General features: G+C 37.9%; 36 protein-coding genes, 1 tRNA gene and 2 pseudogenes. 8 read left to right on the top strand and 31 right to left on the bottom strand.

Features of this window, described 5'->3' with window-relative positions; translation table 11 throughout:
- The first annotated feature begins 85 nt into the window (after nucleotides 1-85).
- Together IPI31_00900 and IPI31_00905 are read left to right on the top strand one after the other, a co-directional pair.
- Nucleotides 86-802 carry a GNAT family N-acetyltransferase gene (locus IPI31_00900; protein ID MBK7566364.1) on the top strand — a complete coding sequence of 239 codons (717 nt, stop codon included), beginning with the start codon at nucleotides 86-88 and terminating at the stop codon, nucleotides 800-802.
- Nucleotides 802-1,038, top strand: a complete 237-nt coding sequence (locus IPI31_00905) for a cytochrome b5 (GenBank protein ID MBK7566365.1) — start codon at nucleotides 802-804, stop codon at nucleotides 1,036-1,038. The genes IPI31_00900 and IPI31_00905 overlap by 1 nt, the downstream gene beginning before the upstream one ends.
- Here IPI31_00905 and IPI31_00910 read toward each other — a convergent pair.
- Together IPI31_00910 and IPI31_00915 are read right to left on the bottom strand one after the other, a co-directional pair.
- Complete coding sequence (locus tag IPI31_00910; GenBank protein MBK7566366.1) at nucleotides 1,035-1,955, bottom strand: sugar kinase; 921 nt, start codon at nucleotides 1,953-1,955, stop codon at nucleotides 1,035-1,037. The two genes, IPI31_00905 and IPI31_00910, sit on opposite strands and share 4 nt — an antisense overlap.
- 119 nt (nucleotides 1,956-2,074) lie before the next feature.
- A tRNA-Asn gene (locus IPI31_00915) sits at nucleotides 2,075-2,148 on the bottom strand.
- A gap of 327 nt (nucleotides 2,149-2,475) precedes the next feature.
- On the opposite strand from IPI31_00915, the gene IPI31_00920 reads away from it, so the two are divergent.
- The 6 genes from IPI31_00920 (at nucleotide 2,476) to IPI31_00945 (ending at nucleotide 10,556) form a co-directional block, all read left to right on the top strand.
- Complete coding sequence (locus IPI31_00920; protein ID MBK7566367.1) at nucleotides 2,476-5,514, top strand: gliding motility-associated C-terminal domain-containing protein; 3,039 nt, start codon at nucleotides 2,476-2,478, stop codon at nucleotides 5,512-5,514.
- A 230-nt stretch (nucleotides 5,515-5,744) separates the two neighbouring features.
- The gene (locus IPI31_00925) at nucleotides 5,745-5,948 is read left to right on the top strand and encodes a hypothetical protein (protein MBK7566368.1); all 204 of its coding nucleotides are present in this window, start codon (nucleotides 5,745-5,747) and stop codon (nucleotides 5,946-5,948) included.
- A gap of 41 nt (nucleotides 5,949-5,989) precedes the next feature.
- Complete coding sequence (locus IPI31_00930) at nucleotides 5,990-8,119, top strand: alkaline phosphatase family protein (GenBank protein MBK7566369.1); 2,130 nt, start codon at nucleotides 5,990-5,992, stop codon at nucleotides 8,117-8,119.
- Nucleotides 8,120-8,148: 29 nt separating this feature from the next.
- Nucleotides 8,149-8,544 carry a sulfotransferase gene (locus tag IPI31_00935; GenBank protein ID MBK7566370.1) on the top strand — a complete coding sequence of 132 codons (396 nt, stop codon included), beginning with the start codon at nucleotides 8,149-8,151 and terminating at the stop codon, nucleotides 8,542-8,544.
- 84 nt (nucleotides 8,545-8,628) lie between these two features.
- Nucleotides 8,629-9,513 (top strand): T9SS type A sorting domain-containing protein, encoded by an 885-nt coding sequence (locus tag IPI31_00940; GenBank protein MBK7566371.1) that lies wholly within the window; start codon nucleotides 8,629-8,631, stop codon nucleotides 9,511-9,513.
- A 122-nt stretch (nucleotides 9,514-9,635) separates the two neighbouring features.
- The gene (locus IPI31_00945) at nucleotides 9,636-10,556 is read left to right on the top strand and encodes a T9SS type A sorting domain-containing protein (GenBank protein MBK7566372.1); all 921 of its coding nucleotides are present in this window, start codon (nucleotides 9,636-9,638) and stop codon (nucleotides 10,554-10,556) included.
- Nucleotides 10,557-11,053: 497 nt separating this feature from the next.
- Here IPI31_00945 and rplQ read toward each other — a convergent pair whose 3' ends face one another.
- From rplQ to rplC, 29 genes and pseudogenes are all read right to left on the bottom strand, one after another.
- Entirely contained in the window at nucleotides 11,054-11,596 is a 543-nt protein-coding gene (gene rplQ / locus IPI31_00950) for a 50S ribosomal protein L17 (GenBank protein ID MBK7566373.1), read from the bottom strand.
- Between the two features lie 37 nt (nucleotides 11,597-11,633).
- Nucleotides 11,634-12,632: a DNA-directed RNA polymerase subunit alpha gene (locus IPI31_00955; protein MBK7566374.1), complete on the bottom strand. Its 999-nt coding sequence runs from the start codon at nucleotides 12,630-12,632 to the stop codon at nucleotides 11,634-11,636.
- A gap of 23 nt (nucleotides 12,633-12,655) precedes the next feature.
- Nucleotides 12,656-13,264 carry a 30S ribosomal protein S4 gene (gene rpsD, locus IPI31_00960; protein ID MBK7566375.1) on the bottom strand — a complete coding sequence of 203 codons (609 nt, stop codon included), beginning with the start codon at nucleotides 13,262-13,264 and terminating at the stop codon, nucleotides 12,656-12,658.
- A gap of 28 nt (nucleotides 13,265-13,292) precedes the next feature.
- Complete coding sequence (gene rpsK / locus IPI31_00965; protein MBK7566376.1) at nucleotides 13,293-13,691, bottom strand: 30S ribosomal protein S11; 399 nt, start codon at nucleotides 13,689-13,691, stop codon at nucleotides 13,293-13,295.
- 35 nt (nucleotides 13,692-13,726) lie between these two features.
- Nucleotides 13,727-14,107: a 30S ribosomal protein S13 gene (rpsM, locus tag IPI31_00970; GenBank protein MBK7566377.1), complete on the bottom strand. Its 381-nt coding sequence runs from the start codon at nucleotides 14,105-14,107 to the stop codon at nucleotides 13,727-13,729.
- 25 nt (nucleotides 14,108-14,132) lie between these two features.
- On the bottom strand, nucleotides 14,133-14,249 hold the full coding sequence (rpmJ, locus tag IPI31_00975) for a 50S ribosomal protein L36 (protein ID MBK7566378.1): 117 nt from the start codon (nucleotides 14,247-14,249) through the stop codon (nucleotides 14,133-14,135).
- A 7-nt stretch (nucleotides 14,250-14,256) separates the two neighbouring features.
- Nucleotides 14,257-14,475 (bottom strand): translation initiation factor IF-1, encoded by a 219-nt coding sequence (gene infA, locus IPI31_00980; GenBank protein ID MBK7566379.1) that lies wholly within the window; start codon nucleotides 14,473-14,475, stop codon nucleotides 14,257-14,259.
- Nucleotides 14,475-15,287, bottom strand: a complete 813-nt coding sequence (map, locus tag IPI31_00985; protein ID MBK7566380.1) for a type I methionyl aminopeptidase — start codon at nucleotides 15,285-15,287, stop codon at nucleotides 14,475-14,477. The genes infA and map overlap by 1 nt, the downstream gene beginning before the upstream one ends.
- Nucleotides 15,284-16,639 (bottom strand): preprotein translocase subunit SecY, encoded by a 1,356-nt coding sequence (gene secY, locus IPI31_00990; GenBank protein MBK7566381.1) that lies wholly within the window; start codon nucleotides 16,637-16,639, stop codon nucleotides 15,284-15,286. Before secY ends, map begins: the two co-directional genes overlap by 4 nt.
- Before the next feature lie 3 nt (nucleotides 16,640-16,642).
- Nucleotides 16,643-17,095: a 50S ribosomal protein L15 gene (rplO, locus tag IPI31_00995; GenBank protein ID MBK7566382.1), complete on the bottom strand. Its 453-nt coding sequence runs from the start codon at nucleotides 17,093-17,095 to the stop codon at nucleotides 16,643-16,645.
- A 1-nt stretch (nucleotide 17,096) separates the two neighbouring features.
- The gene (rpmD, locus tag IPI31_01000) at nucleotides 17,097-17,276 is read right to left on the bottom strand and encodes a 50S ribosomal protein L30 (protein MBK7566383.1); all 180 of its coding nucleotides are present in this window, start codon (nucleotides 17,274-17,276) and stop codon (nucleotides 17,097-17,099) included.
- 7 nt (nucleotides 17,277-17,283) lie between these two features.
- Nucleotides 17,284-17,805: a 30S ribosomal protein S5 gene (gene rpsE / locus IPI31_01005; GenBank protein MBK7566384.1), complete on the bottom strand. Its 522-nt coding sequence runs from the start codon at nucleotides 17,803-17,805 to the stop codon at nucleotides 17,284-17,286.
- Between the two features lie 15 nt (nucleotides 17,806-17,820).
- Nucleotides 17,821-18,177, bottom strand: coding sequence for a 50S ribosomal protein L18 (rplR, locus tag IPI31_01010; protein ID MBK7566385.1), 357 nt, complete (start codon nucleotides 18,175-18,177; stop codon nucleotides 17,821-17,823).
- A gap of 11 nt (nucleotides 18,178-18,188) precedes the next feature.
- Nucleotides 18,189-18,743, bottom strand: coding sequence for a 50S ribosomal protein L6 (rplF, locus tag IPI31_01015; protein ID MBK7566386.1), 555 nt, complete (start codon nucleotides 18,741-18,743; stop codon nucleotides 18,189-18,191).
- 21 nt (nucleotides 18,744-18,764) lie between these two features.
- A complete protein-coding gene (gene rpsH / locus IPI31_01020) occupies nucleotides 18,765-19,166 on the bottom strand; it encodes a 30S ribosomal protein S8 (GenBank protein ID MBK7566387.1) in 402 nt (133 codons plus the stop codon).
- 21 nt (nucleotides 19,167-19,187) lie between these two features.
- Nucleotides 19,188-19,457, bottom strand: coding sequence for a 30S ribosomal protein S14 (gene rpsN / locus IPI31_01025; GenBank protein ID MBK7566388.1), 270 nt, complete (start codon nucleotides 19,455-19,457; stop codon nucleotides 19,188-19,190).
- Between the two features lie 9 nt (nucleotides 19,458-19,466).
- Nucleotides 19,467-20,023, bottom strand: a pseudogene (rplE, locus tag IPI31_01030) (50S ribosomal protein L5).
- Entirely contained in the window at nucleotides 20,023-20,376 is a 354-nt protein-coding gene (gene rplX / locus IPI31_01035; protein ID MBK7566389.1) for a 50S ribosomal protein L24, read from the bottom strand. The pseudogene rplE and the gene rplX overlap by 1 nt, the downstream one beginning before the upstream one ends.
- 2 nt (nucleotides 20,377-20,378) lie before the next feature.
- Nucleotides 20,379-20,747 (bottom strand): 50S ribosomal protein L14, encoded by a 369-nt coding sequence (gene rplN / locus IPI31_01040; protein MBK7566390.1) that lies wholly within the window; start codon nucleotides 20,745-20,747, stop codon nucleotides 20,379-20,381.
- A 1-nt stretch (nucleotide 20,748) separates the two neighbouring features.
- Nucleotides 20,749-21,012, bottom strand: a complete 264-nt coding sequence (gene rpsQ, locus IPI31_01045) for a 30S ribosomal protein S17 (GenBank protein ID MBK7566391.1) — start codon at nucleotides 21,010-21,012, stop codon at nucleotides 20,749-20,751.
- A 13-nt stretch (nucleotides 21,013-21,025) separates the two neighbouring features.
- Nucleotides 21,026-21,238 (bottom strand): 50S ribosomal protein L29, encoded by a 213-nt coding sequence (gene rpmC, locus IPI31_01050; protein MBK7566392.1) that lies wholly within the window; start codon nucleotides 21,236-21,238, stop codon nucleotides 21,026-21,028.
- A gap of 19 nt (nucleotides 21,239-21,257) precedes the next feature.
- Complete coding sequence (gene rplP / locus IPI31_01055) at nucleotides 21,258-21,677, bottom strand: 50S ribosomal protein L16 (protein ID MBK7566393.1); 420 nt, start codon at nucleotides 21,675-21,677, stop codon at nucleotides 21,258-21,260.
- Between the two features lie 11 nt (nucleotides 21,678-21,688).
- On the bottom strand, nucleotides 21,689-22,399 hold the full coding sequence (rpsC, locus tag IPI31_01060; GenBank protein ID MBK7566394.1) for a 30S ribosomal protein S3: 711 nt from the start codon (nucleotides 22,397-22,399) through the stop codon (nucleotides 21,689-21,691).
- 16 nt (nucleotides 22,400-22,415) lie between these two features.
- Nucleotides 22,416-22,808: a 50S ribosomal protein L22 gene (gene rplV / locus IPI31_01065; protein ID MBK7566395.1), complete on the bottom strand. Its 393-nt coding sequence runs from the start codon at nucleotides 22,806-22,808 to the stop codon at nucleotides 22,416-22,418.
- Nucleotides 22,809-22,819: 11 nt separating this feature from the next.
- Nucleotides 22,820-23,083: a 30S ribosomal protein S19 gene (rpsS, locus tag IPI31_01070; protein ID MBK7566396.1), complete on the bottom strand. Its 264-nt coding sequence runs from the start codon at nucleotides 23,081-23,083 to the stop codon at nucleotides 22,820-22,822.
- Between the two features lie 10 nt (nucleotides 23,084-23,093).
- On the bottom strand, nucleotides 23,094-23,918 hold the full coding sequence (gene rplB / locus IPI31_01075) for a 50S ribosomal protein L2 (protein MBK7566397.1): 825 nt from the start codon (nucleotides 23,916-23,918) through the stop codon (nucleotides 23,094-23,096).
- 8 nt (nucleotides 23,919-23,926) lie between these two features.
- A complete protein-coding gene (gene rplW, locus IPI31_01080; protein ID MBK7566398.1) occupies nucleotides 23,927-24,223 on the bottom strand; it encodes a 50S ribosomal protein L23 in 297 nt (98 codons plus the stop codon).
- A gap of 42 nt (nucleotides 24,224-24,265) precedes the next feature.
- Nucleotides 24,266-24,869: pseudogene (gene rplD / locus IPI31_01085) on the bottom strand (50S ribosomal protein L4).
- Nucleotide 24,870: 1 nt separating this feature from the next.
- Nucleotides 24,871-25,488: a 50S ribosomal protein L3 gene (rplC, locus tag IPI31_01090; protein MBK7566399.1), complete on the bottom strand. Its 618-nt coding sequence runs from the start codon at nucleotides 25,486-25,488 to the stop codon at nucleotides 24,871-24,873.
- Between the last annotated feature and the right edge of the window lie 4 nt (nucleotides 25,489-25,492).

Below are 25,492 nucleotides of genomic sequence, written 5' to 3' on the forward strand. Positions count from 1 at the left end.
TGTAATCTTACATTTATAAATATAATCGACAAAGCAGTATAAACAGGCGATGAAAATCTAAATTAGTGGTGTGGATCCAAAAATAATGAAAACAACTGTCCAACATAAAAACTGGGACTCCAATTTTTTGGGTTTCCGGGTTGGAGATCTTTACACTCTTTGTGATGAAAATTTTTTATCCCAACAATTAATTAAATATAAGGAAGAAGGATATCGGTTGTTATACTGGAAAATAGAGGAACAGGATGTCGATTCCCTTACAATTGCAAAAAACTTACACTTACACACTTACGATACCAAAGTAACTTACCAGCTCAGTTTAGTAGATAATAAACCTGTAATTCCATCTTACTCCATTGTTCAAAATTATAGTGGCGCAATAACATCAGAACTAATTGAACTCGGAAAACAAAGCGGCGATTTCTCGAGGTTTCATAACGACAAAAATTTTCCTCCTGGAACCTTCGAAAAAATGTATGCTGAATGGATACTTAATTCATTTTCTGCCGAACAATCTGATGCCATTTTTATATTGGAAGAAAATGCAATCATGTTTGGTTTTGCTACGGTCTTTTTTAATGAAGATGATGCTGAAATTGTTTTGATCGCCATCGAACCTGAATATAGAAATAAAGGATATGCAAAAATGCTTGTTGATCATATTTCCGGTTATGTTTATGCGGAGGGGTACAGAAATTTATATGTGGTAACACAGGAACAAAATATCGCAGCCTGCAAATTATACGAACGCTGCGGATTTACAATGATAAAAAAAGAATATATTTACCATATCTGGTTATAATGGAAGAATTAAAAGAATATACCAAATTTCAACTTGCATTGCGCAATGGGCAGGATCGCGATGAGATATGGATAGCCTACAAGGGAATTATTTATGATGTTACGGAAAGTACCTTATGGAGAAAAGGCACACACTACGAGCATTTTGCGGGACAAGATCTTACACACGAATTACCGGATGCCCCGCATACCGAAACCGTATTCAATAAATTTAATATTATTGGAAAATTAATTTAAGGTTTAATATTGTATTTGGTAAGATCAACAAATTCATTAACTCTTTTTTTAACATTGGATTGTTTAATTTCCAATAATCGTTGCGGACCAAATTTCTCTACACAAAAAGATGCCATCGCACTTCCATAAATAATGGCGCGTTTCATATTGGTAAAGGTGATGTTTTTCGATTTTGAAAGATATCCCACAAATCCACCTGCAAACGAATCCCCCGCTCCTGTCGGATCAAAAACAGATTCCAACGGCAAAGCCGGTGCAAAAAATATCTGCTCACCATAAAATAATAGTGCACCATGCTCACCTTTCTTTACTATTAAAATCCGGGGGCCCATTTTTAATATAATTCTGGATGCCTTTAATAATGAATATTCTCCTGAAAGTTGTCTCGCCTCTTCATCATTAATCATTAAAACATCAACCTTTTTTAAAACTTTATTAAGGGCTGGTCGTGAATTATCCATCCAATAATTCATAGTGTCCATCACCACTAGTTTTGGTCTTGACTTTAGTTGATCAATCACACTTATTTGTAGAGAAGGTTCAATGTTTCCCAACATTAAAAATTCTGGTTTTCGGATCTTTTCGGGCACAACGGGATTAAAATTGGCCAGCACATTCAAATCTGTGGTCAAGGTATCACGGGTATTCATGTCCATGTGATAACGCCCTGCCCAAAAAAAGGATTTTTCGCCTTTCATTACTTTAATTCCATCTGTATTAATTCCCTTTTTATTAAAGTTTGCAAATGTTGCTTTAGGAAAATCGTCACCTACAACAGAGATCAATTTTATATTGGAGTAGAAAAACGACGCGGCAAGTCCGATATAAGTACCTGATCCTCCAATTATTTTATCCGCTTTTCCAAATGGTGTTTCAATGGAATCAAATGCAACTGTGCCGACAACTAATAAACTCATATTTTATTTTTTTTTGCAAAGTAAAAGAGCTTCCTCTTATAAATGGGTAATTTTTTGAATTAATAATAAAATCAACTCAAGTCTATAAAAACAAAAACCCTGCATCTCTGCAGGGTTTGCTCCCCAACCTGGACTTGAACCAGGGACCTACTGATTAACAGTCAGTCGCTCTAACCAACTGAGCTATTGAGGAATGAAATGTTTTTGAAACGGGATGCAAATTTATTTTCTTAATTCTACAATGCCAAGAATTAATCCATAAATTAAATGATATTGTCGATTTTTTTTTAAAAAGTGCGAAAATCAACCCGAAAATGTCACAAAATGACAAAATTTTGTCCTTTTTCTTAAAACTTACCTTTTCATGTGATTTAAAAGTGCAAAAAATCTAATTGGTTTTGCTCAACATTTAAAGTGAAAAAGCATATCTTGCACCTCGTTTTCAAAATTTACAAGATTGAAAAACACCACAAAAAACATTTTCACTTTTTTTATCAGTTTTTTTCTGATCAAAATTTCGATGGGGCAAATCATTGCTTCCCCTGATACCTCTATCTGCGTAGGAGGAACAGCTACTTTGGTGGTTACCTCAGCGCCCAGTTATGGAACTTCTAGTTATACTTTTGAAACTTTTCCCTACGCCCCTGAAACTTATGCGGGAACATCACCCAATCAGGCAGGCGGGGGTGGATTAACAGATGACAGTTATTCAACAGCAGTACCTCTTGGCTTTAGTTTTTGTTTTCTTGATAATACCTATACACAGTGTTATATCGGCTCTAATGGATGGGTAAGTTTTGGCGGGCCGGGTGCACTTTCAACAACATATACCTCCGCGGCAATACCAAGCGGAGCAGCGGGTGTTCCAAAAAATTGTATTATGGGTCCTTGGCAGGACTGGCATCCCGGCTTATGTACGCCAGTTGGAAGTTGTATTAAATACCAAACAATAGGAACTGCTCCGAACCGAAAATTTATCGTTAGCTGGGATAACGTGCCCATGTTCAGTTGCACACTTACCTATGGAAAATTTCAGATCGTATTGAATGAAACTTCTAATATTATTGAAAATCATCTTACCAATAAACCAAATTGTATGGCTTGGGCAGGCGGAACTGCAACCCAGGGTGTACACAGCCTCGATGGTCTAACTGCATTTACGGCTCCAGGAAGAAATTCAACGCCGTGGACAACAGTAAACGAAAGTACTAGATTTGTTCCGAATGGAATTACCTGGTATTATGGAGCAGGTTTGGTTGCAGGATATGGCGACACTTTAATTGTATCTCCAACTGTTACAACAACTTATACAATTTCCCTTACATCTTGCGACGGAACCGTTTATGAGGAAGATGTTGTAGTGAATGTTGTAAATGTAGATCCAACCATTATTTACGATCCGTTTTATTGCACCGACGGTGTTGCAATTCCCGCAATTGCAGAACCAGGCACAGGGGTATTTACTTCGGCTCCTCCCGGTTTGGTAATCGACCCTGTTACTGGAGTTGTCGACCTTGCAGCTTCTATTCCGGGTTCCTATTCTGTCACCTATTCTATTGGAGGCTTATGCCCCGAATCCGCATCTGATTTTTTTACTATCGTAACTGATCCTGATGCTTCTTTTGCATATGATGACATAACCTATTGTCCAACCGGAACAACAACTCCAACATTTATTACCACTCCAAGTGGAACATTTTCTGCTTCTCCGGCAGGACTTATCATAAATCCAACTACAGGTACAATTGACCTGACTTCAGGAATTGTTGGAACTGTTTATACTATTACCTATACTGTTGGTGTAATTTGTACCAGTGTTTTCACCTATACGATCACCATTACACCAATCGACGATCCTGCATTCACTTACAGTGCAGCAAGTTTTTGTCCTACAGGAACAGCAACTCCATCAGGCATTATTACCCCCGGAGGCACTTTCACGGTTTCACCTCCTTCTTTGGATATTGATCCTTTAACCGGCACTGTTGATCTTACAACAGGGGTTGTAGGGACTACTTATACTATTACATATACAACTCCTGCTGGTCCATGTACAAATTCCGGATCAACAACTTTAACTATCGATCCATTGGATGACGCATCGTTCAGCTACAGTGCACCTAGTTACTGCCCTACAGGCACCACAAGTCCTACAACTATAGCAACACCTGGCGGAGTATTTACCATTTCTCCCCCAACTATGGGTATTAATTCATCCACCGGAATGGTTAATCTTGCTACAGGAGATATTGGAACAACCTATACAATTACTTATACCACTCCTGCTGGACCTTGCTCAAATTCCTCCACTACCACAATTACCATCGACCCATTAGACGATCCTTATTTTACTTATAGCGACGTAGATTTTTGTAATTATGGCACGGCTCCGATTATTACTGTATCCACTCCAGGTGGAGTCTTTACAGTTTCACCTGCCGGATTATCTGTTAATGCCGCAACAGGTTTAATTGACCTTTCTACAGGTACTCCGGGAGCATATTATACTATTACCTATACTACTCCTGCGGGATTGTGCAGTAATACATCTTCCATCGTAATTCATATTTTACCTCTTACAGATGCAGCATTTACCTTCGATAATTCCGAATATTGTGCAAAAGGATCTGTTCTGCCAAATTATATTATGAATCCGGGTGGTAGTTTTACTGCAGCAGCAGGTATTTCAATAAATTCACTAACGGGGCAATTAAATCTTGACGCATGTGTTCCAGGCGGGCCTTATGATGTTATTTATACCAGTCCGGGCTGTCCTGAAACAGATACTTTTTTAGTGACCATTAATCCTCTTCCGAATCCAACAATTACATTAGATGATGTTATTTGTCTTGAGGGTAGTCCAATTATTATTATCGGTGATCCAACGGGTGGAACATTTAGCGGTACCGGCGTAATTGGCGATCAATTTGATCCGGCCATTGCTGGAAATGCGGGTATTTATTCTGCAACCTATACTTATACAGATGCAAATGGTTGCACTACTGCAGTAACTGATTATATTGAAGTAATACATCATAACGTTGATGCGGGGATGGATGTTTATATTCCCGAATACACAACCACTGTCATCACTGCTTCTGCTGGTGCTACATTTTTATGGGAACCGCCAACCGGGCTGGATTGCACAGACTGCCCATCTCCGATCGTCGACAATTTATTGACCACCACTTATACGGTTACCTCTTGGGATATATATGGATGTGTAGACTCTGATGCAATTGTTGTAAATATTGTTCCGGTATTTGATCCGGTAATTTTTATTCCGAATACCTTTACCCCTAATGGTGATAATATTAACGATTATTTCTTTGCCTTTGGGTCAGATCTGGAATCTATCCTGTCAATATATATTTATGACAGATGGGGTGAATTGTTATTTGTTACAGAAAATTTAACACCTGACGATCCTTCTAAAGGTTGGGATGGCACTTTTAATGGACAGCAATTAAATCAGGGTGTATATGTTTACATGGTTGAAGTAATGCTGGAAGCCGGTGTTAAACAACAGATACAGGGAAATATTACTTTGATCAGATAGATCACATCTCCCTCATAAAAATTCATTTTTGTTTAGGGATTTTAATTTCAGAAATTATTAATGGTTGATTAACACTCGGTTTTTTCCTCTTCATTATAAAAATTGGGGAATTGATCGCAACTTTTTAGATAATCAGAAATCATTAAAAATGGAGCAACTTTAATCAGAAAATGAAATTAGAAAACCCGCATTGCAAATTGTAGATTTGCAGTCCTTTAATAGAAATGAATATGGACAAAAAACAAACAAATAAGGTTACCATTACAACCAATGATGGATTACCTTTTCAAATTCCTGTAGAAGGATCATTGGGGTTATTAGCATTGGGATACAAAGGATTGATTGCCTGGAGACAGGTAAGACGTCAGTACCAAAAAACAGTAGTTGCCAATAAAGCGCAAAAACAAGAAAATAAACCGGATACAAAATCATAAAACAGAAAACATATTTGCATTAATGCAGTTGTAATTTAGATATGGGAAAGAGAATCGCTAAAAAAGTACTCCTCATCGGCTGGGATGCCGCAGATTGGAAAATTATTAATCCCCTTATGGATGCAGGCCACATGCCTACCCTCGAAAAATTAGTAAATGGTGGTGTTATCGGAAACTTTGCAACATTAGATCCACCGCTATCCCCAACCCTTTGGACTTCCATAGCAACCGGAAAACGCCCCTATAAACATGGTATTATCGGTTTTACTGAACCTGATCCTTCGGGAAAAGGTGTTCGCCCTGTTTATATCACCTCCAGAAAGGTGAAAGCAATGTGGAACATTTTTAATCAGCATGGCATGAAAAGTCATGTTATAGGATGGTGGCCTTCACATCCTGCAGAGCCAATTAATGGAACCATGATCTCCAACCTTTACCAGAGAGCATCAAAACCCGTTAATGAACCTTGGCCAATGCTCGATGGAACTGTGCATCCTCCGGAGAAAGCAGATCTTTTTAAAAAATTGAGAATTCATCCAGCTGAGCTGACTCCTGCACATATTTTACCCTTCATTCCTGATGCCATCAAAATAGATCAGGAGAAGGATAAAAGGTTGGCAATGCTCACAAAAATTATTGCCGACTGCTCAACTATTCATGCTGCGGCAACCTATATTCTTGAAAATGAAGAGTGGGACTTTTTAGGCGTTTATTATGATGCCATCGACCATTTCTGTCATGGATTTATGAAGTTTCACCCTCCACAAATGTCAATGGTTCCGGATGACCTTTACAATCTTTATAAAGATGTGGTGATCTCCGGTTATAAGTATCACGACATGATGCTTGAACGCCTATTGCAACTTGCAGGCCCTGATGTTACCGTTATGTTGGTTTCTGACCATGGATTTCACCCCGACCATTTACGTCCCATAGAATTACCAAAGGAACCGGCAGCTCCGGCTTTGGAACATAGCCCTTACGGAATTGTTGTAATTAATGGGCCGGGAATTAAAAAAGATGAACGTATTTACGGAGCATCCATTTTAGATGTTACTCCAACAATTCTAACCATGTTTGGTTTTCCTATTGGTGCCGATATGGATGGAAACGTTTTGGTAAATGCTTTCGAGGAGACCATAATTCCTGATAAGATTGATTCATGGGATGATATTCCCGGAAATAGTGGCGAACATCCAAAAGACAGACAAGAAGATCCATATGCAGCAGCCGAAGCAATGGAACAACTTATTGAATTGGGATATATTGAAAGACCAAGTGAAAATGTGGAGAAAGCAATTAAAAATACGGTTAACGAGAATAATTATTATTTATCACGCATGTATATTAATGGTAGAAAATATAACGAAGCCATTGAGATATTGAAAAAATTGTTTGAAGAAAATCCAACAGTTACACGTTATTCCATGCGACTGGCACATGCTTATCAATCAATAAATAAAATTCAGGAAACGCGTGATGTACTTTCAAAAATAAAAACCACAAGTGGAAAAGAAACCATAAGCATGAAAATTATGGAAGGCAATTTACTTCTAGTGGAGAATAAACCTAAAGAAGCAATGGCTCTCTTCGAAAAAATTGAAGAGGAAATGCCAAATATCACGAGAGTGAATATGCAATTAGGTAAATGTTATCTCGCATTAAAAAAATGGAAAAAAGCAGAAGAGGCTTTTTTAAATGAACTTAATCACGATCCCGGAAATGCAGCAGCACATCACGGATTGGGAGTTTCATTAATGCGAAGAAAACAATATGATGCTGCAGTGGAGAGTTTTTTAAATGCTGTTGGATTAACATATTTCTTCCCATTTGCACATTATCATCTTGGTGAAGCATTATACATGTTAGGAGAATATGAACGTTCGGCAGAAGCATTTGAAGTGTGTTTGAAAATGGCACCGGGAATAAATAAAGCACGTCAGCTCTTAACAAATATTTACAATGAACATCTTAAAAAACCTGAAATTGCCATGGATCATAAGGCAAAAATTTCAGAATTTATTAAGGGTGATATTGTTATAGTTTCTGGATTACCAAGGTCCGGAACAAGTATGATGATGCAGATGCTCGACACTGGTGGATTGGAAGTATTTACTGATGGTGCAAATCGGATGAAAATAATCCAAAAGGATATTACGAACACGAATTAGTTAAATCTCTTTCCCGCAATAAAACCTGGATGAAAGATGCGATGGGAAAAGTGGTGAAAGTGATAAGCCAATTAATTTTTGAATTACCTGCAAATTATCGTTATAAAATTATTTTTATGGAACGCGATCTTGATGAGGTGATTCAAAGTCAGCATAAAATGTTGATACGCGATGGAAAGGCAAAAGAAGATTCCATAAATATTCGCGTAGTAAATGCATTCAAACAAAATCTGGAAAGAATTCATACATGGGTTCCAAAACAACAAAATATGGAGATCATTTTTGTTTCACACAGAAATCTGATCAATAATCCTGTGGAGGAATTAAAGAAGGTAAATGATTTCTTAGGGGGAACATTGGATACAAAAGCAATGGCCACCGTTGTAGATAAAAATTTACACAGAGAAAAAGCAGTTAAACAGTAAACTATATTATTACATTTGAATGAACAACCAAATACAGGTTATTAATTCTGTAATCATTATTTTCGCATTAAGAATTTCATTACTATGAAAAAAACCACCGGATCAAACAAAAAATTAATTCAATATGCAGCAAGTGCCGCAGCATTTTTATTGGTAAATGATGCATCTGCAACTATTATTTATACCGATCTTGACCCGGATGGAATAATTGGGGGTGAAGGTGCTGAAATCACACTTGATATTAATGCAGACGGAAATGATGATTTTACATTTATAGTTTATAGCTATGCCGGTACATTTACTTATTACGGAAGTCCTATTTCTTTTGATGTAAAAGTTGCGGGCGCGGAAGCATTAGACAATAATCAATTCCTTGGAAGTATTGTAACCATGAGCGGTTATACCAATGTTTATATCCCAACCCTTGCACCGGGAGAGGGAATTAACAACGATGATAATTTTGAAGGAGGATATGGCTCCCTGGCAGTAATTGTAAATGCTTCCCTTTACGGTTTTCCTGTTTATACCTTTGAAGGAGGAGCCTGGTTAGATACAGATATGCAGTTCATGGGATTCCGAATCAGTGTAGATAAAGATTATTTTTATGGCTGGATGAGGGTTTCCGTTAATGATGAGGCAAGCCAATTAACTGTACATGACTATGCTTATGAAGACGAGGCAAATAAAGCCATTTTTACCGGCTCCACAGCATCGGATATTGCAGTAAATCCATTAACCGGGACAGAAATTTATTCCAGTGGGCAAAATCTGGTTGTAAATCTGCCCTCTGCCATCACAACCCCTGTTGACTTGGAACTTTTTGATCTTGAAGGTAAACTGATCCTGCAAATTTCGCAAGTAATAGGTTCAAATACAATTAATTGCGAAGGCTTTGCCGGAGGAAATTATATTGTTCGTTTAACCGATCCTAATATGAGTTATAATAAACAGGTACATATTTCAAATTGATAGAAGTTTGTTCAGAAAAAAGAAATAAGTAAAATTTTGTCATATTTTGTGTTACAATTTTCACGAATTAAAAAAAATTACTACATTCGCCTTTATTATTAGTTAACCATTAATCTGTAAAAATGAAAAAATCATTTACAAACAAAGAAACAGTTAAAAAACTCGCATCCTATTCTGCCTTGGCAGGAGCATTTGTGCTCGTAAACACCGGAGCAAATGCACAGATCGTGTATACGGATGTTGATCCGGACGAAACCGTGGGAACAGGTGATTCTTATGACCTTGATATGAATAATGACGGAGATGTTGATTTCACTATCAACATGTCAAGCGTTACCATCCCAAGTTTATTCTACACTGTTGCTTACCACTCAGTTTATTTTGATGCGGTGATCAACTTCATGAAAATCTATCCTACCAGTGGTAATGCTGTAAATGCTTATACACTTTCTACCTATTCCGGAGGAACAGTTGGATATGGTTATGCCTTGAACAATGGTGAAGATATCGGACCTTCAGCTAACATGCTTGAAAATTCCACTCAGTATTTAGGTGCTTATTTAGGAATCCTTGACTATCCAGGTCCGGGTGATGTTTACTCATTCTCCACTTTTGGCGAATGGCCAGCTAAAACCGGCAAATTCTTAGGTGTGCGTTTCAATGCAGCAGGAAATGACCATTATGGATGGGTTAGATTAACTTGCGAAAATTATGAGATCACAATTGAAGATTACGCTTACAACGGAACTCCTGATGCAGAAATCGGAGCAGGTGATATGCCAACAGCAATTGAAACATTGCTAACTGACGATCAGTTAAGCGCTTACAGCTTCGGAAATACAATTAATGTTGTGGTTAAAGACATTACTTCTGATGCTACGGTTTCTGTTTTCAACACAACAGGACAAAAAGTTTATTCAAACGGTCTGAACTTAAGTGGAATGCAAATTTCACTTGATAATGCTGCTACCGGTAATTATACTTTACAAATTACCACTGCTGATAATGCAACTTTCAGCAAACAGCTTTACATTCAGAATTAAATTTTTATAGATTATTGAAAAAAACCTTCGAAGAAATTTGGAGGTTTTTTTTTGGACATACCACGAGTAAAAAATGCCACGAATGCACGAGTAAAAAATAAAATCTAAATTTAGAAATACTTGCCTGACGACGTGGGCAGGTGCACGAATAAAAAATAAAAAATTAAATTTATTAATACATACAGCCAATAACATTGGCTGTTCATTCGTGCATTCGTGGCAACCCTTTTAGCCCACAATACGGATGAAAAAATTACAGCCACGAATGCACGAATAAAAATACATTTAAAAGTACATGCAGTCTATTATTTTCCTTGGCTGTTTATTTGTGTAATCTAGGGAGGAGGGTGTACTTTGCTTGTTACTTCGTGCACTGGTTGGATCACCTCGCAAGCAGGTTCGTGGCATTCATTTAATTCCGATTTTATGGATATTCGAAAATTAAAAAAGGGATAAGAATTTCTCCTTACCCCTTTGAAAGCTATCTTAAAATAATATTATTCTTTTTCCTTTTCTGCAGTGTCCTCCGTTGCATCAACTACAGGAGTTTCTTCAACTATTGTTTCAGCAACTGGTGCTTTAACTTCAGCTTCCACCGCTTTCTTTTCTGTTTTACCTGAACCTGAACCACGACGGCTGCGTTTTTTGGTTGCACCTTTTGGAGCTTTCAACATGTTTTCGTTGTAGTCAACCAATTCGATGATACAAGTTTCAGCATTATCTCCTGCTCTGTGTTCAGCTAATTTCAGAATTCTGGTATAACCACCGTTACGTGTTGCAACTTTTGCGGAAATATTTACGAATAATTCGTTAACTGCTTCTTTGCTTTGCAATTCTGAAAATACCTCACGACGATTGTGTGTTGTATCTTCTTTTGAACGGGTAATGATAGGTTCAATATATACCCTTAATTCTTTTGCTTTCGCCAAAGTTGTTTTAATGCGTTTATGCAAAAGTAACGACACACCCATGTTGCTCAACATTGCACTTCTGTGTGCATATTTTCTTCCGAGGTGGTTTATCTTATTTCCGTGTCTCATTATACTTAATGTTTAATGATGTTATAACAACATCTGATTAATCTTCTTCTAATTTAAATTTTGAAAGGTCCATTCCGAATTGCAAACCTTTGTCTAAAACCATAGCTTCAATTTCAACTAACGATTTTTTTCCGAAGTTGCGGAACTTTAATAATTCGTTAGTGTCGTATTTAACTAATTCAGAAAGTGAATTGATCTTAGCAGCTTTCAAACAATTATATGCACGTACTGAAAGATCAAGATCTTCCAAAGGTGTTTTTAATAATTTACGGATATGTAAAGTATGCTCATCAACAACATTCACTTCTTTTTCACCACTTGTATGGAATGTAATATTTTCATCCGTTACAAGCATTAAATGTTGAATTAAAATTCTTGCTGCTTCCTTAATTGCATCTTCCGGATGAATTGTTCCGTCAGTTTTAATTTCGACAACTAATTTTTCGTAATCTGTTTTTTGTTCAACACGGGTATTTTCAATGGTGTATTTTACATTCTTAATAGGAGTGTAAATTGCATCAATTGGAATAACACCTATTGTTTTGTCGATGTTTCTGTTCTCTTCTGCAGGTAAATATCCTCTTCCTTTTTGAATTGTTAATTCAATATCCAATTTTACAAAAGGCTCCATTCTGCATATCAAAAGATCAGGATTGGTAACACGGAAACTATTGGTATGTTTTTCAATATCACCAGCTCTGAATTCTTCTTTATCTTTTAATGAAATAAAGATCTTTTCCACAGCATTTTCATCACCACCAATTTCTTTCTTTAAACGAACTTGCTTTAAATTCAATACGATCTCAGTGATATCTTCCATAACACCATTGATAGTAGAAAATTCGTGATCAACACCGCTGATCTTTACCGATGAAATTGCAAATCCTTCCAATGAACTTAGTAATACTCTGCGCAATGCATTTCCGATAGTAACACCAAAGCCCGGCTCCAAAGGTTTGAACTCGAAAGTTCCTTCGAAATCTGTTGCTTTTTGTAAGGTGATCTTATCAGGACGTTGAAATGAAAGTAATGCCATATTTTTTGGTATTTTATATTATTTTATTTTGAATATAATTCGACGATAAGTTGTTCCTTAATTGTTTCAGGAATCTGATCTCTTTCAGGATAACCAACAAAAGTTCCTTTCATTTGATTTGGATTCCATTCTAACCAAGGATATCTTTTTGAACTGCCCTGAGAAGTTGATTCTTTTAGCCATTCAATATCTTTTGATTTTTCGCGGATGGTAATTACATCACCGGGACGTAAAGTGGATGACGGAGAATTGCAAATTTCACCATTAACCTCAATATGTTTGTGATTAACCAGTTGACGGGCACCTCTGCGTGTTGGAGCAATACCTAAACGGTAAACTGTATTGTCTAATCTTGCTTCCAGTAATTGCAATAATGCTTCGCCGGTTACACCTTTACGACGTGTTGCTTCTTCAAAAGTTTTACGGAATTGACGTTCCAATACACCGTAAGTATATTTAGCCTTTTGTTTTTCTTTTAGCTGAACGCCATACTCACTTGCACTTTTCTTCTTGCGAGTCTGACCGTGTTGACCAGGAGCGTATTTACGCTTTTCAAATGCTTTGTCGTAACCAAAAATTGGTTCTCCGAAAGATCTTGATTTTTTTGTCCTGGGCCCTGTATACCTTGCCATTATTCTATTGAATTTTATTAATTAAAAACTATACTCTTCTCTTTTTTGGTGGACGACATCCATTGTGTGGCAATGGTGTAATATCCCTGATCATTGTAACTTCAATTCCTGAAGAAGCAATGGTACGGATAGCTGATTCACGTCCTGAACCGGGTCCTTTTACGAACACTTCCACTTTGCGTAAACCTGCATCGTATGCCACTTTACCTGCATCAGATGTTGCAATTTGAGCAGCATAAGGCGTATTCTTTTTTGAACCTCTGAACCCCGCTTTACCGGCTGATGCCCAGGAAATTGTTTGTCCTGTCATATTGGTAAACGTAATGATCAGATTGTTGAAAGAAGCTAAGATATGCGCCTGTCCTTCGGCTTCTACCTTTACGATCCTCTTCTTTGCTGTCTTTTTTGCTGTTGTTGTTTTAGCCATTTTATATTAGATGATTGTATTAAAACTTACTTTAATTATCCTTTAGGTGCTTTCTTTTTATTCGCAACTGTCTTTTTCCTTCCTTTACGGGTTCTGGAATTAGTTCTTGTGCGCTGTCCCCTCACCGGTAAACCTTTACGATGACGAACACCACGATAGCATCCGATATCCATTAAACGTTTAATGGCCAATTGCATTTCTGAACGCAGTGCACCTTCAACTTTTAATTCGTTGTTAATGTATGTGCGAATAGCATTGATCTCATCATCAGACCAATCTTTTACTTTTTTACTTTCATCTACACTCGCAGATTGTAAAATCTTTTTGGAAGTAGTTAAACTAATTCCGTAGATGTAGGTAAGGCCTATTACGCCTCTTTTGTTTTTAGGTAAATCTATACCAGCAATCCTTGCCATATTATTTATTCAATAATTTAAAATGTTAACCTTGACGTTGTTTGAATTTAGGGTTCTTTTTGTTTATTACGTACAGCCTTCCCTTCCTTTTCACGATCTTACAATCGACGCTGCGTTTTTTAATTGATGGTTTTACTTTCATAATAGTGTTATTTATATCGGTATATAATTCTTCCTCTTGTTAAATCGTAGGGACTCATCTCTACGGTTACTTTGTCGCCCGGTAATATTCGGATGTAATTCATCCGCATCTTACCTGAAATATGTGCAACAATTTCATGTTCATTTTCCAACTTCACTCTGAACATTGCATTTGATAATGCTTCTGTTATTGTTCCGTCTTGTTTTATTAACCCTTGTTTCGACATTAATTAACTGTTTCTTTTTCCTGATATAAGTTCTTGTTGCTTCTCACTGCCTTTTCAATATTGTCAAAACTGGAAAGGATATCTGCTGCTCCTGATGTAATTGCGATAGTATGTTCAAAATGACAGGATATTTTTTTATCCTTTGTTCTGATCGTCCAACCATCGTTTTCCTGAACAACATTTTTTGTTCCCAGATTGATCATTGGTTCTATCGCGATCACTAAACCTTCCTGCAATTTTGGTCCCTTTCCTCTGATCCCAAAATTCGGCACATCCGGTTCTTCGTGCAAACTTTTTCCTAATCCGTGTCCAACCAATTCTCTCACCACACCATAACCGTGATATTGTTCTGCATAATTTTGAATTGCATAACTGATATCGCCAATTCTATTCCCCGGCACCGCCATTTCAATTCCTTTTAAAACACATTCTTTGGTAACTCTTGCAAGATTTATTGCATCTAGCGTAACCTCACCGATTAAAAATGTGAATGCAGAATCTCCATGGAATCCATTTTTAAATACTCCGCAATCAACCGACACAACATCACCTTCTTTAATTTCATTTTTAGAAGGAATTCCGTGAACAACCATATCATTTACGGAAATACATAGTGTGTTTGGAAAACCTCTGTATCCTAAAAAGGAAGGTTTTGCACCGTTATCCCTGATAAATTCTTCAGCCTTTTTATCTAGCTCAAGAGTTGTTATCCCCGGTTTGATAATGCCGGCGATTAAAGCCAACGTATCTGAAACAAGCAAAGAACTTTTTCTGATGAGTTCAACCTCATCTTTTGTTTTATAATATATCATCCCTGTTGAATGCTTACTGGTCCTGATGAACGGCCTTTAATACGTCCCGACTTCATCAAACCGTCGTAATGACGCATTAACAGGTGACTTTCAATTTGTTGTAATGTATCTAATATAACACCTACCATGATGAGCAATGATGTTCCACCAAAGAACTGTGCAAATGACGGATCAACTCCAAATGCTCTTGTTGTTACCGGAGCAACTGCAATCAATGCTAAAAATATAGAACCCGGTAATGTTACTCTCGACAACACGTTATCAATAAATTCCGCAGTCTTTTTACCTGGTTTAACACCCGGAATAAATCCTCCGTTCTTTTTAAGATCATCCGCCATTTGAGTCGGATTGATGATGATAGCTGTATAAAAATACGTGAATATGATGATGAGGAAACCATAAATCAGGTTATATCCCCAGCTCTGAAAATCGTTTAACATTACCAATGCCGGTGAATTTTGCCAATCGGGATTTATCTGTGCGAAAATTCCCGGAATGAACATCAATGCCTGAGCAAAGATGATAGGCATAACACCTGCTGCATTTATTTTAAGTGGTATATATTGACGAACTCCGCCATATTGTCTTGATCCTACAACTCGTTTTGCATATTGAACCGGGATTCTTCTTGTTCCCTGAACCAATAATATAACACCCATTATAACCAATACCATAAAGGCGATCTCCAAAACAAATGGTATATAACCACCACCGCCATCGGCACCTCTGTGTGTAATTTCATTTAATAACGCCGCCGGTAAACCTGCAATGATACCAACCATGATCAACATGGAGATACCGTTTCCAATACCTTTATCGGTTATGCGTTCTCCCATCCACATGGTAAATAAAGTACCACCGGTTAGAATGATAACGCAGATAAACCAGAACAAACCATTTGGTGCTACAATGAAATCGGCATTTTGAGAAAGATTATTCAAATAAGCATAATATCCTGAAGCCTGAAGTGCAGTAACAATTACTGTTAGGTAACGTGTATACTGGTTCATTTTACGGCGACCGCTTTCGCCTTCTTTCTGCATTCTAGCAAAATAAGGAACAGCAATTGCCAAAAGTTGCATTGCGATAGATGCAGAGATATAAGGCATGATACCCAACGCAAAAATGGATGCGCGGCTAAATCCTCCCCCTGCAAATAAATTGATCAGACCCAAAAGACCGCTGTCGCCGTCAATATTTGCCGCCTGATTGTACAATGCAGCATCGATACCGGGCAGCATAACATAAGAGCCAAACCGATATAGTAATATTAATCCAAGCGTATACATCAATCTCTTTTTGAGATCTTCTATACTCCAGATATTCCTTAATGTTTGAATAAATTTTTTCATGTGTTACCCTATCACATTTATTGTTCCACCGGCTTCTTCAACTGCCTTTTTAGCAGTTTCGCTGTGTGCGTGTGCCCAAATTTCTACTTTTGCCTTTAATTCACCTCTTCCGAGAATTTTCAAACGTTCATCCGATTTCAGGATTCTGTTTGCTCTTAATACATCCTCGTCAAATCTTGTGATCTCATATTTTTCAACCAAACTTTGAATTTGATCTAAATTTAAAGTCACATATTTAACTTCAAAATTCTTATTGTTGAAACCGCGTTTTGGTAAACGGCGTTGTAAAGGCATTTGTCCACCTTCATGACCTCTTTTTCTGGAGTATCCTGAACGTGATCCTGCTCCTTTAAAACCTCTTTTAGAAGTTTCTCCCCAGCCGGAACCTTGTCCGCGACCTACACGGTGGCGTTTTTTGATCGAACCGTCTGCCGGTTTTAAGTTTGATAAATCCATTTTAAATATTTTCTACTTTTACTAAATGTTGAACTGCTTTCACCATACCCAATATTTGCGGAGTTGCTTCCACTTCAATTGTCTGATGCATTCTTCTTAAACCCAAAGCCTTCATGGTTGCTTTCTGTCTTTTAGGTCTGTCGGTTGTACTTCTTACTGAAGTTACTTTTATCTTGCTCATACCGGTATTAATTATTAAATACTTTTTTTAATGATGTATTTCTTTGTTGTGATATGGTCATTGGATTTCTTAAATGTGCCAACGCATCTAAAGTTGCCTTAACCACATTATGCGGATTTGATGATCCTAATGATTTTGCCAATACGTCGGTAACACCTGCACTTTCCAATACTGCGCGCATTGCGCCGCCGGCAATTACACCTGTTCCGTGAGCAGCTGGTTTTATCATTACTTTTCCGGCTCCGAATTTTCCGTGTTGTTCATGAGGAATGGTTCCTTTAAAGATCGGCACTTTAATAAGGTTCTTTTTTGCATCATCAATTCCTTTTTGAATTGCTTCTGTAACCTCGCGTGCTTTTCCTAAACCGTGTCCAACAATTCCGTTCCCGTCGCCTACAACAACCAATGCTGAAAAACTAAATGTTCTTCCTCCTTTGGTAACTTTAGCAACGCGCTGAATTCCAACGATCTTTTCTTTTAAATCGAGCTCACTTGCTCTTACTCTTTGTATTTCTTTATTAATTGCCATATTGAAAATTCTTATTTAGAATTGAAGACCTCCTTCACGGGCGCCTTCTGCTAAAGATTTAATTCTTCCATGATATAAATTACCACCTCTGTCGAAAGTAACCAGGGTAATTCCTAATTCCATTGCTCTCTCTGCCAATAATTTTCCAACACTTTTTGCCTTTTCTGATTTAGGTCCGGTTAAAGATTTACCTTGTTTGTCGGTAGTGGAAGCTGAACAAAGAGTATGTCCTGCTACATCATCAATCAATTGAGCATACATTTCTTTATTACTTCTGTATACTGCTAATCTTGGACGCTCAGCCGTTCCAGCAACTTTTTTGCGGACACGATAGCGAATTTTTTGTCTTCTTACTGATTTTCTTGATAACATAACTAATACTTTTATTTACCTGCAGTTTTACCTGCTTTACGACGCAATATTTCGTCAGAATATTTAATACCTTTTCCTTTATATGGCTCAGGGCTGCGGAATGATCTGATCTTTGCAGCAATTGCACCTAATAATTGTTTGTCGTTGCTTTCTAAAATAATGGTTGGGTTTTTTCCCTTTTCAGTTACTGTTGCAAGTTTCACTTCCTTAGGAATCATCATGATAATAGGATGTGAATATCCAACTGCAATTTCTAAAACCTGACCTTGATTGGATGCACGATAACCTACCCCAACTAATTCCAATTCTTTTTTGAATCCTTCTTCAATTCCTTTCACCATATTGCCAATTAGTGCGCGGTATAATCCGTGCATGGCCTTATGTCTTTTTTGTTCAGTAGGACGCTCAAGTGTAACTGTACTTCCATCAATTTTTATGATGATGTCTGCATCTACCTTTAGCGATAATTCCCCTCTTTTACCTTTAACAGTAACCAGATTATTTTCTGAAACAGTTAATGTAATACCTGCGGGCAATTGAATTGGTAACTTTCCTATTCGTGACATTTTATTTTCTTTCTGTGTTTATTAATAAATGTAACATAAAACTTCTCCACCGATATTCTGACGTTTAGCATCTTTTTCAGTCATAACACCTTTAGAGGTAGATACGATGGCAAGACCTAATCCGCTTAATACTCTTGGCAATGTATCAACACCGGCATATTTTCTTAAACCCGGTTTACTTACGCGGGTTAAACCTTTTATAGCCGGGGCTTTTGTAACAGGGTCGTATTTTAATGCTATTTTAATACTGCCCTGAGGACCTTCAGTTTCAAATTTGTATTTGAATATAAAGCCGTGCTCATACAAAATTTCTGTAAGGCGCTTCTTCATATTAGATGCAGGCACCTCCACGATTCTGTGATTCGCTTTTTGCGCATTTCTGATTCTGGTCAGAAAATCGGCTATCGGATCTGTAACGTTCATTTGTTGTTTACTTTTTAATTATTACCAACTTGCTTTTGTCATTCCCGGAATTTTACCATATAAGGCAAGATCGCGGAGTTTAATTCTTGAAATACCCAGATCACGCACATATCCTCTCGGACGACCGGTTAATTTACAACGGTTGCGGTATCTAACTTGTGAAGAATTACGAGGGAGTTTATCCAACTCTTCCCATCTTCCTTCAGCTTTAAGTTGTTTGCGACGATCTGCATATTTTTCAATCATATGCTCACGTTTGATATTTCTTGCTACTACTGAAATTTTTGACATAGTATCTTTTTATGCTTTGCGGAATGGAATTCCCAATCCTTTTAATAATTCATATGCTTCGGCATCTGTTTTTGCTGTTGTAACAAAGGTGATGTCCATACCTGTAACTCTTGTGATCTTGTCGATATCGATCTCCGGGAAAATGATCTGTTCTGTAATTCCCAAAGTGAAATTTCCTCTACCGTCAAAACTTTTATTATTCACTCCTTTGAAATCGCGAACCCTTGGAAGACCAACAGAGATCAATCTGTCGAGAAACTCATACATATTGTTTCCTCTTAAGGTTACTTTGATACCAATAGGTGTATTGGAACGCAATTTAAAGTTCGAAATATCTTTTTTCGATACAGTTGCAACGCATTTCTGACCTGTTATTCTTGTCAGTTCATCCAATGCAACATCAATGATCTTTTTGTCTTGAGTAGCAGCACCCAAACCCTGATTAATTGCTATTTTCAGCAACTTCGGTACTTGCATCGTGCTTTTGTGCTTTGCATTCTCTCCTGAAGACCTTTAGAGATCTCTTCGTTGTACTTTTGTTTAAGACGTGGAGTTCTAGTTTCCATTATTTAATAATTTCTCCGGATTTTTTTGAATATCTAACCATTTTACCGTTCTCGATCTTGCGGCTGATGCGAACACCTTTTCCACTTTTTGGATCAACAACCAGTACATTACTGATATGAATTGGTGCTTCTTTTTTAATGATACCACCATTCGGGTATTGTTGTGTTGGACGCGTGTGTTTCGACACGATATTAACGCCTTCCACCATTACACGGCCTTTGTCGTAATTAACTTCAATTACGCGGCCTTTTTTACCTTTATCATCACCGGTAATAACCTGAACCATATCATTTTTCTTAACATGATATTTAGGTTTGAACCTACCTGTGAAAATTTCTTCTTTCTTTTTCATAATTATAAAACTTCAGGTGCCAATGACACGATTTTCATAAATTGTTTATCTCTTAATTCGCGGGCCACTGGTCCAAAGATCCTTGTTCCTCTTGGCTCGTCGGCTGCATTCAACAAAACGCAGGCGTTATCATCAAAACGAATATAAGAACCGTCTTTACGACGCACTTCTTTATGGGTTCTTACCACCACCGCGGTAGCAACTGTTCCCTTTTTAATACCACCACCCGGTAAAGCATCTTTAACGGTAACGATGATCTTATCTCCGAGTGAAGCGTATCTTCTTCTCGTGCTTCCCAATACGCGTATGCATAATACCTCGCGGGCACCGCTATTGTCAGCTACTTTAAGTCTTGATTCTTGTTGGATCATTTTATTTAGCTCTTTCGACTACGTCAACTAATCTCCATCTTTTGAGTTTGCTCAAAGGACGGGTTTCCATAATTTTTACTTTATCACCCACTTTAGCATCATTGGCTTCATCATGAGCATGATACTTCTTGGTTTTTTTAAGGTATTTACCATATTTGGTGTGCATGATCTTTCTTTCCACTGCAACAGTTATGGATTTTTCCATTTTGTCGCTTGTTACCACACCGGTAATTGTTCTTCTTAGATTTCTAGTTTGTTGTTCCATCCTGGTTTAAAATTTATTTGGCGGAAACCAATTCACGTTTTCTAACTTCAGTTTTCAATCTTGCGATCTCTCTGCGCAGATAACGCAGCTGAGCCGGATTATCAATTGGGTTCACTGAGTGGTTAAAACGCAATTTCACCATACGGTCGTTGTCGTCATGAAGCCTTTGTTTAAGGTCTTCATTGCTCAACTGGTTTAAATCTTCTTTTTTTATCAACTTAGCCATTTGCCAAAGTTTTTTTTATTTATGAAACGTAGTCTCTGCGAACTACAAATTTTGTTTTAACCGGTAATTTACCTGCTGCAAGCCTCATTGCTTCCTGTGCTGTTGCAAGTGGAACTCCATCTGCTTCAAACATGATCCGTCCCGGTTGAACAACAGCCACCCAATATTCCGGGCTACCCTTTCCTTTACCCATACGAACCTCTGCAGGTTTTTTGGTAATAGGTTTATCAGGAAAAATATTGATCCAAACCTGGCCTTCACGTTTTAAGTGGCGGGTTAATGCAACCCTTGCTGCTTCAATCTGACGATCAGTTATCCAACCCTCTTCCAGTGTTTTTAAACCGAAAGAACCCGCTGATAATTGACTGCCTCTTTTGGCATTGCCTTTTATCTTTCCTTTGAACGTCTTCCTATGTTTTACTTTTTTTGGCGCTAACATGATTTTTATTTTTACCTTTTATTATTCGTAGGTCTTCTTCTTTTGTTATTGCGATCTTTTTCCTGTTGTAAGCCAATATTTGGTTGTAAATCTCTTTTTCCAAGAACTTCACCTTTACAGATCCAAACTTTAACTCCCAATTTACCGTAAACGGTAAGAGCTTCTTTCCATGCGTAATCTATATCTGCACGGAATGTATGCAATGGAACACGACCTTGTTTGTATTCTTCCGAACGAGCCATTTCCGCACCATTTAATCTTCCGCTCACTCTTATCTTCACACCTTCAGCACCCATTCTCATTGTAGAAGCAATTGCCATTTTAATAGCTCTTCTGAAATTGATACGCGCTTCCAACTGACGTGCAATGGTTTCTCCAACAATATTTGCATCCAATTCGGGGCGGCGGATCTCAACGATATTGATCTGCACATCTTTTTGTGTGATCTTTTTCAATTCTTCCTTCACCTTGTCAACTTCTCCACCACCTTTTCCGATAATGATACCGGGTCTTGATGTATGGATAGTTACAGTAATTCTGTTCAGTGTTCTTTCAATAACTATTTTTGAAATTCCACCTTTTGATATCCTGGCATTCAGGTATTCGCGAATTTTTTCATCCTCGATCAACTTTTCTGCCATGGTTTTTCCACCATACCAGTTGCTGTCCCATCCGCGGATGATACCTAGTCGATTACCTATTGGATTACATTTTTGTCCCATTCGAATTCTTTATATTTTATTCCTTGGTTTCTTTTGTTTCTGCAACTGCTGCATTTCTTGATGCAACTTTTACAGTGATATGGTTTGTGCGTTTGCGTATTCTGTATGCTCTACCGTGCGGTGCAGGTTGAAATCTGCGCATTGTTTTTCCGGCATCAACAAAACATTCCTTTACATACAAATTACTGTCGGCAGCATCCTGTTCAAATTTTTGCTCCCAATTTTTGATCGCGCTTCTCAGCACTTTTTCTACCGGAGCTGCGGATTTTTTATCCGTATATTTTAGAATATTGAGTGCTTTATCAATATCGAGACCCCTGATAACATCAACAACATATCTCGCTTTACGAGGCGAACCTGCATTGTTGTTGGTTCTTGGGTTATTAATAAGTTTTGCTACTGCTTCCATACTTTCTTTTATTAACGCTTAGCGGTATGTGATTTAAAGTTTCTTGTAGGTGAAAATTCACCTAATTTATGTCCTACCATGTTTTCAGACACATACACCGGTATAAATTTATTTCCGTTGTGTACTGCGAATGTATGACCAACCATATCCGGAATGATGGTAGAGCGGCGTGACCATGTTTTAACCACGGTTTTTTTGCTCGTGTCATTCAACTTCTCCACTTTCGCGGCGAGGTTATGATCAACGTAGGGTCCTTTTTTTATCGAACGTGCCATTAACTATTGATTATTTTTTACGTCTGCTGATGATGAACTTAGTTGTTGTTTTCTTCGGATGACGGGTTTTCATTCCCTTAGAGAATTTACCGTTGCGTGATCTTGGATGTCCTCCGGATGCACGACCCTCACCTCCACCCATCGGGTGATCTACAGGGTTCATTGCAACTCCTCTAACACGAGGACGGGTTCCTTTCCATCTGCTGCGACCGGCCTTTCCGGATTGTTGCAGGTTATGGTCAGGGTTGGAAACCGAACCTACTGTTGCAACACAGCTATCTAATATCATCCTGGTTTCACCGGAAGGCATACGAACTATTACATATTTACCTTCTTTTGCTGATAACTGAGCCCAGCTTCCTGCGCTTCTTGCTATCATTCCGCCTTTACCCGGATACATTTCAATGTTGTGAATAATAGTTCCCAATGGAATACTGCGCAACATCAAGGTGTTTCCCAATTCAGGTGCTACGTTTTCACCGGATTCTACCGTTTGTCCAACTTGCAAACCATTTGGTGCAATGATGTATCGTTTCTCTCCATCAGCATAATTCAATAATGCTATGAATGCACTGCGATTCGGATCGTATTCAATTGTTTTAACTGTTGCAGGAACATTGTGTTTATCCCTCTTAAAATCAATTATACGATATCTCTTCTTGTGACCGCCACCAATGTAGCGCATCGTCATGTTTCCTGAACTATTACGTCCACCCGTCTTTTTAAACGGCGCGGTCAAACTCTTTTCAGGTACATCAGTGGTAAGTTCAGTATAAGCGTTGCCTATTCTGAATCGTGTACCTGGTGTAACCGGATTATATTTCTTTAATGCCATCTTTCAGATTAAATTGTGCTGAAAAAATCAATTGTTTCGCCTTTTTTTAGAGTGATGTATGCTTTCTTCATACGTCCTTTGGTGCCCTGACTGATTCCGAACGGTGTTCTTTTCCAGCCGAATTTACCATTGTCGGTAATCGTTCTTACATGCTCTACACTAACACTGTAGTTTTTTTCCACAGCATTTTTGATCTCTATTTTATTGGCATCCATTCCCACTACAAAACCATAAGTGCCATTCGCTTCAGTAAGCTTCGTGGTTTTTTCGGTGATGAGCGGTTTGATTAATATTCTCTTTGCCATTTTACTAATTTTTAATTGTTCTCTGCCATTTGGTTGATCATGTTATGTGCTTTCTGATAAAACAATACACTGTGCGTTCATGATCGTGTAAGTATTCAGGTCAATTGCTTTTGCGGTATCCGTTTTTGGCAAATTGCGAACTGATAATTTTACATTGTTGTTTTCAGCATCTCCCATAATTAAAAGGGTCTTTTTACCTGCAACACCAATGTTGCTCATAATTTTGCTGAATTCTTTTGTTTTTGGAGTGTCCATAGTGAAATCTTCCAATACAACAATTCCGTTTTGTTTTGCTTTATATGATAAGGCAGAACGTTTAGCCAATTCTTTCACCTTGCTGTTAAGTTTAAAGCTGTAACTCTCTTGGACGTGGGCCAAATATGGTTCCACCACCGTGAAATAACGGACTTTTTATAGATCCTTTTCTGGAACCACCAGTTCCTTTTTGGCGATGCAGTTTTCTTGTTGAACCTGCAGTTTCTCCTTTATCTCTCGCTTTATGAGTTCCCTGACGCTGATTTGCCAAGTACTGTTTTACAGCAAGATAAATGGCGTGGTCGTTAGGTTCGATGCCGAAGATATCCTCATTCAGCTCTACCGCTTTACCTGTTTTTTCGCCTGATATTTTTACAATGTCGACTTTCATGTTATCTCTCGATTATTACATAAGATCCTTTACTTCCCGGAACAGATCCGTTTAAAAGTATCAGATTCTTGTCAGAAATAATTTTTGCTATTTTGATGTTGCGCATTTTAACGGTGTCGCTTCCCATGTGACCTGCCATTTTCATTCCTTTGAATACTCTGGAAGGATATGATGATGAACCGATGGAACCCGGTGCGCGGTGACGATCGTGCTGACCGTGTGTGCGCATACCAACACCACTGAAATTGTGACGTTTAACTACACCCTGAAATCCTTTTCCTTTAGAAGTACTAACAACACTCACTTTTTCTCCTTCAGTAAAAATGTCGCAGGTAATATTATCTCCTACATTTTTATCCAGATCAAAATTGCGGAACTCCTTTATCTTACGCATGTGTTTTGCGTTTGATTTTTTGAAGTGACCGGCCTGAGCCTTATTTGAATTTCTTTCTTTCATTTCATCAAAACCTAACTGAACAGCACTGTAGCCATCCGTATCGTCAGTTTTCTTTTGCACAACTACGCATGGTCCAGCTTCTATCACGGTGCAGGAAATTACTTTCCCCTCTTCACCGAAGTAGTGCGTCATGCCTATTTTTTTTCCTATGATCCCTTTCATTGTC

Source organism: Bacteroidota bacterium (assembly GCA_016706865.1).
Classification (GTDB): domain Bacteria; phylum Bacteroidota; class Bacteroidia; order Chitinophagales; family BACL12; genus UBA7236.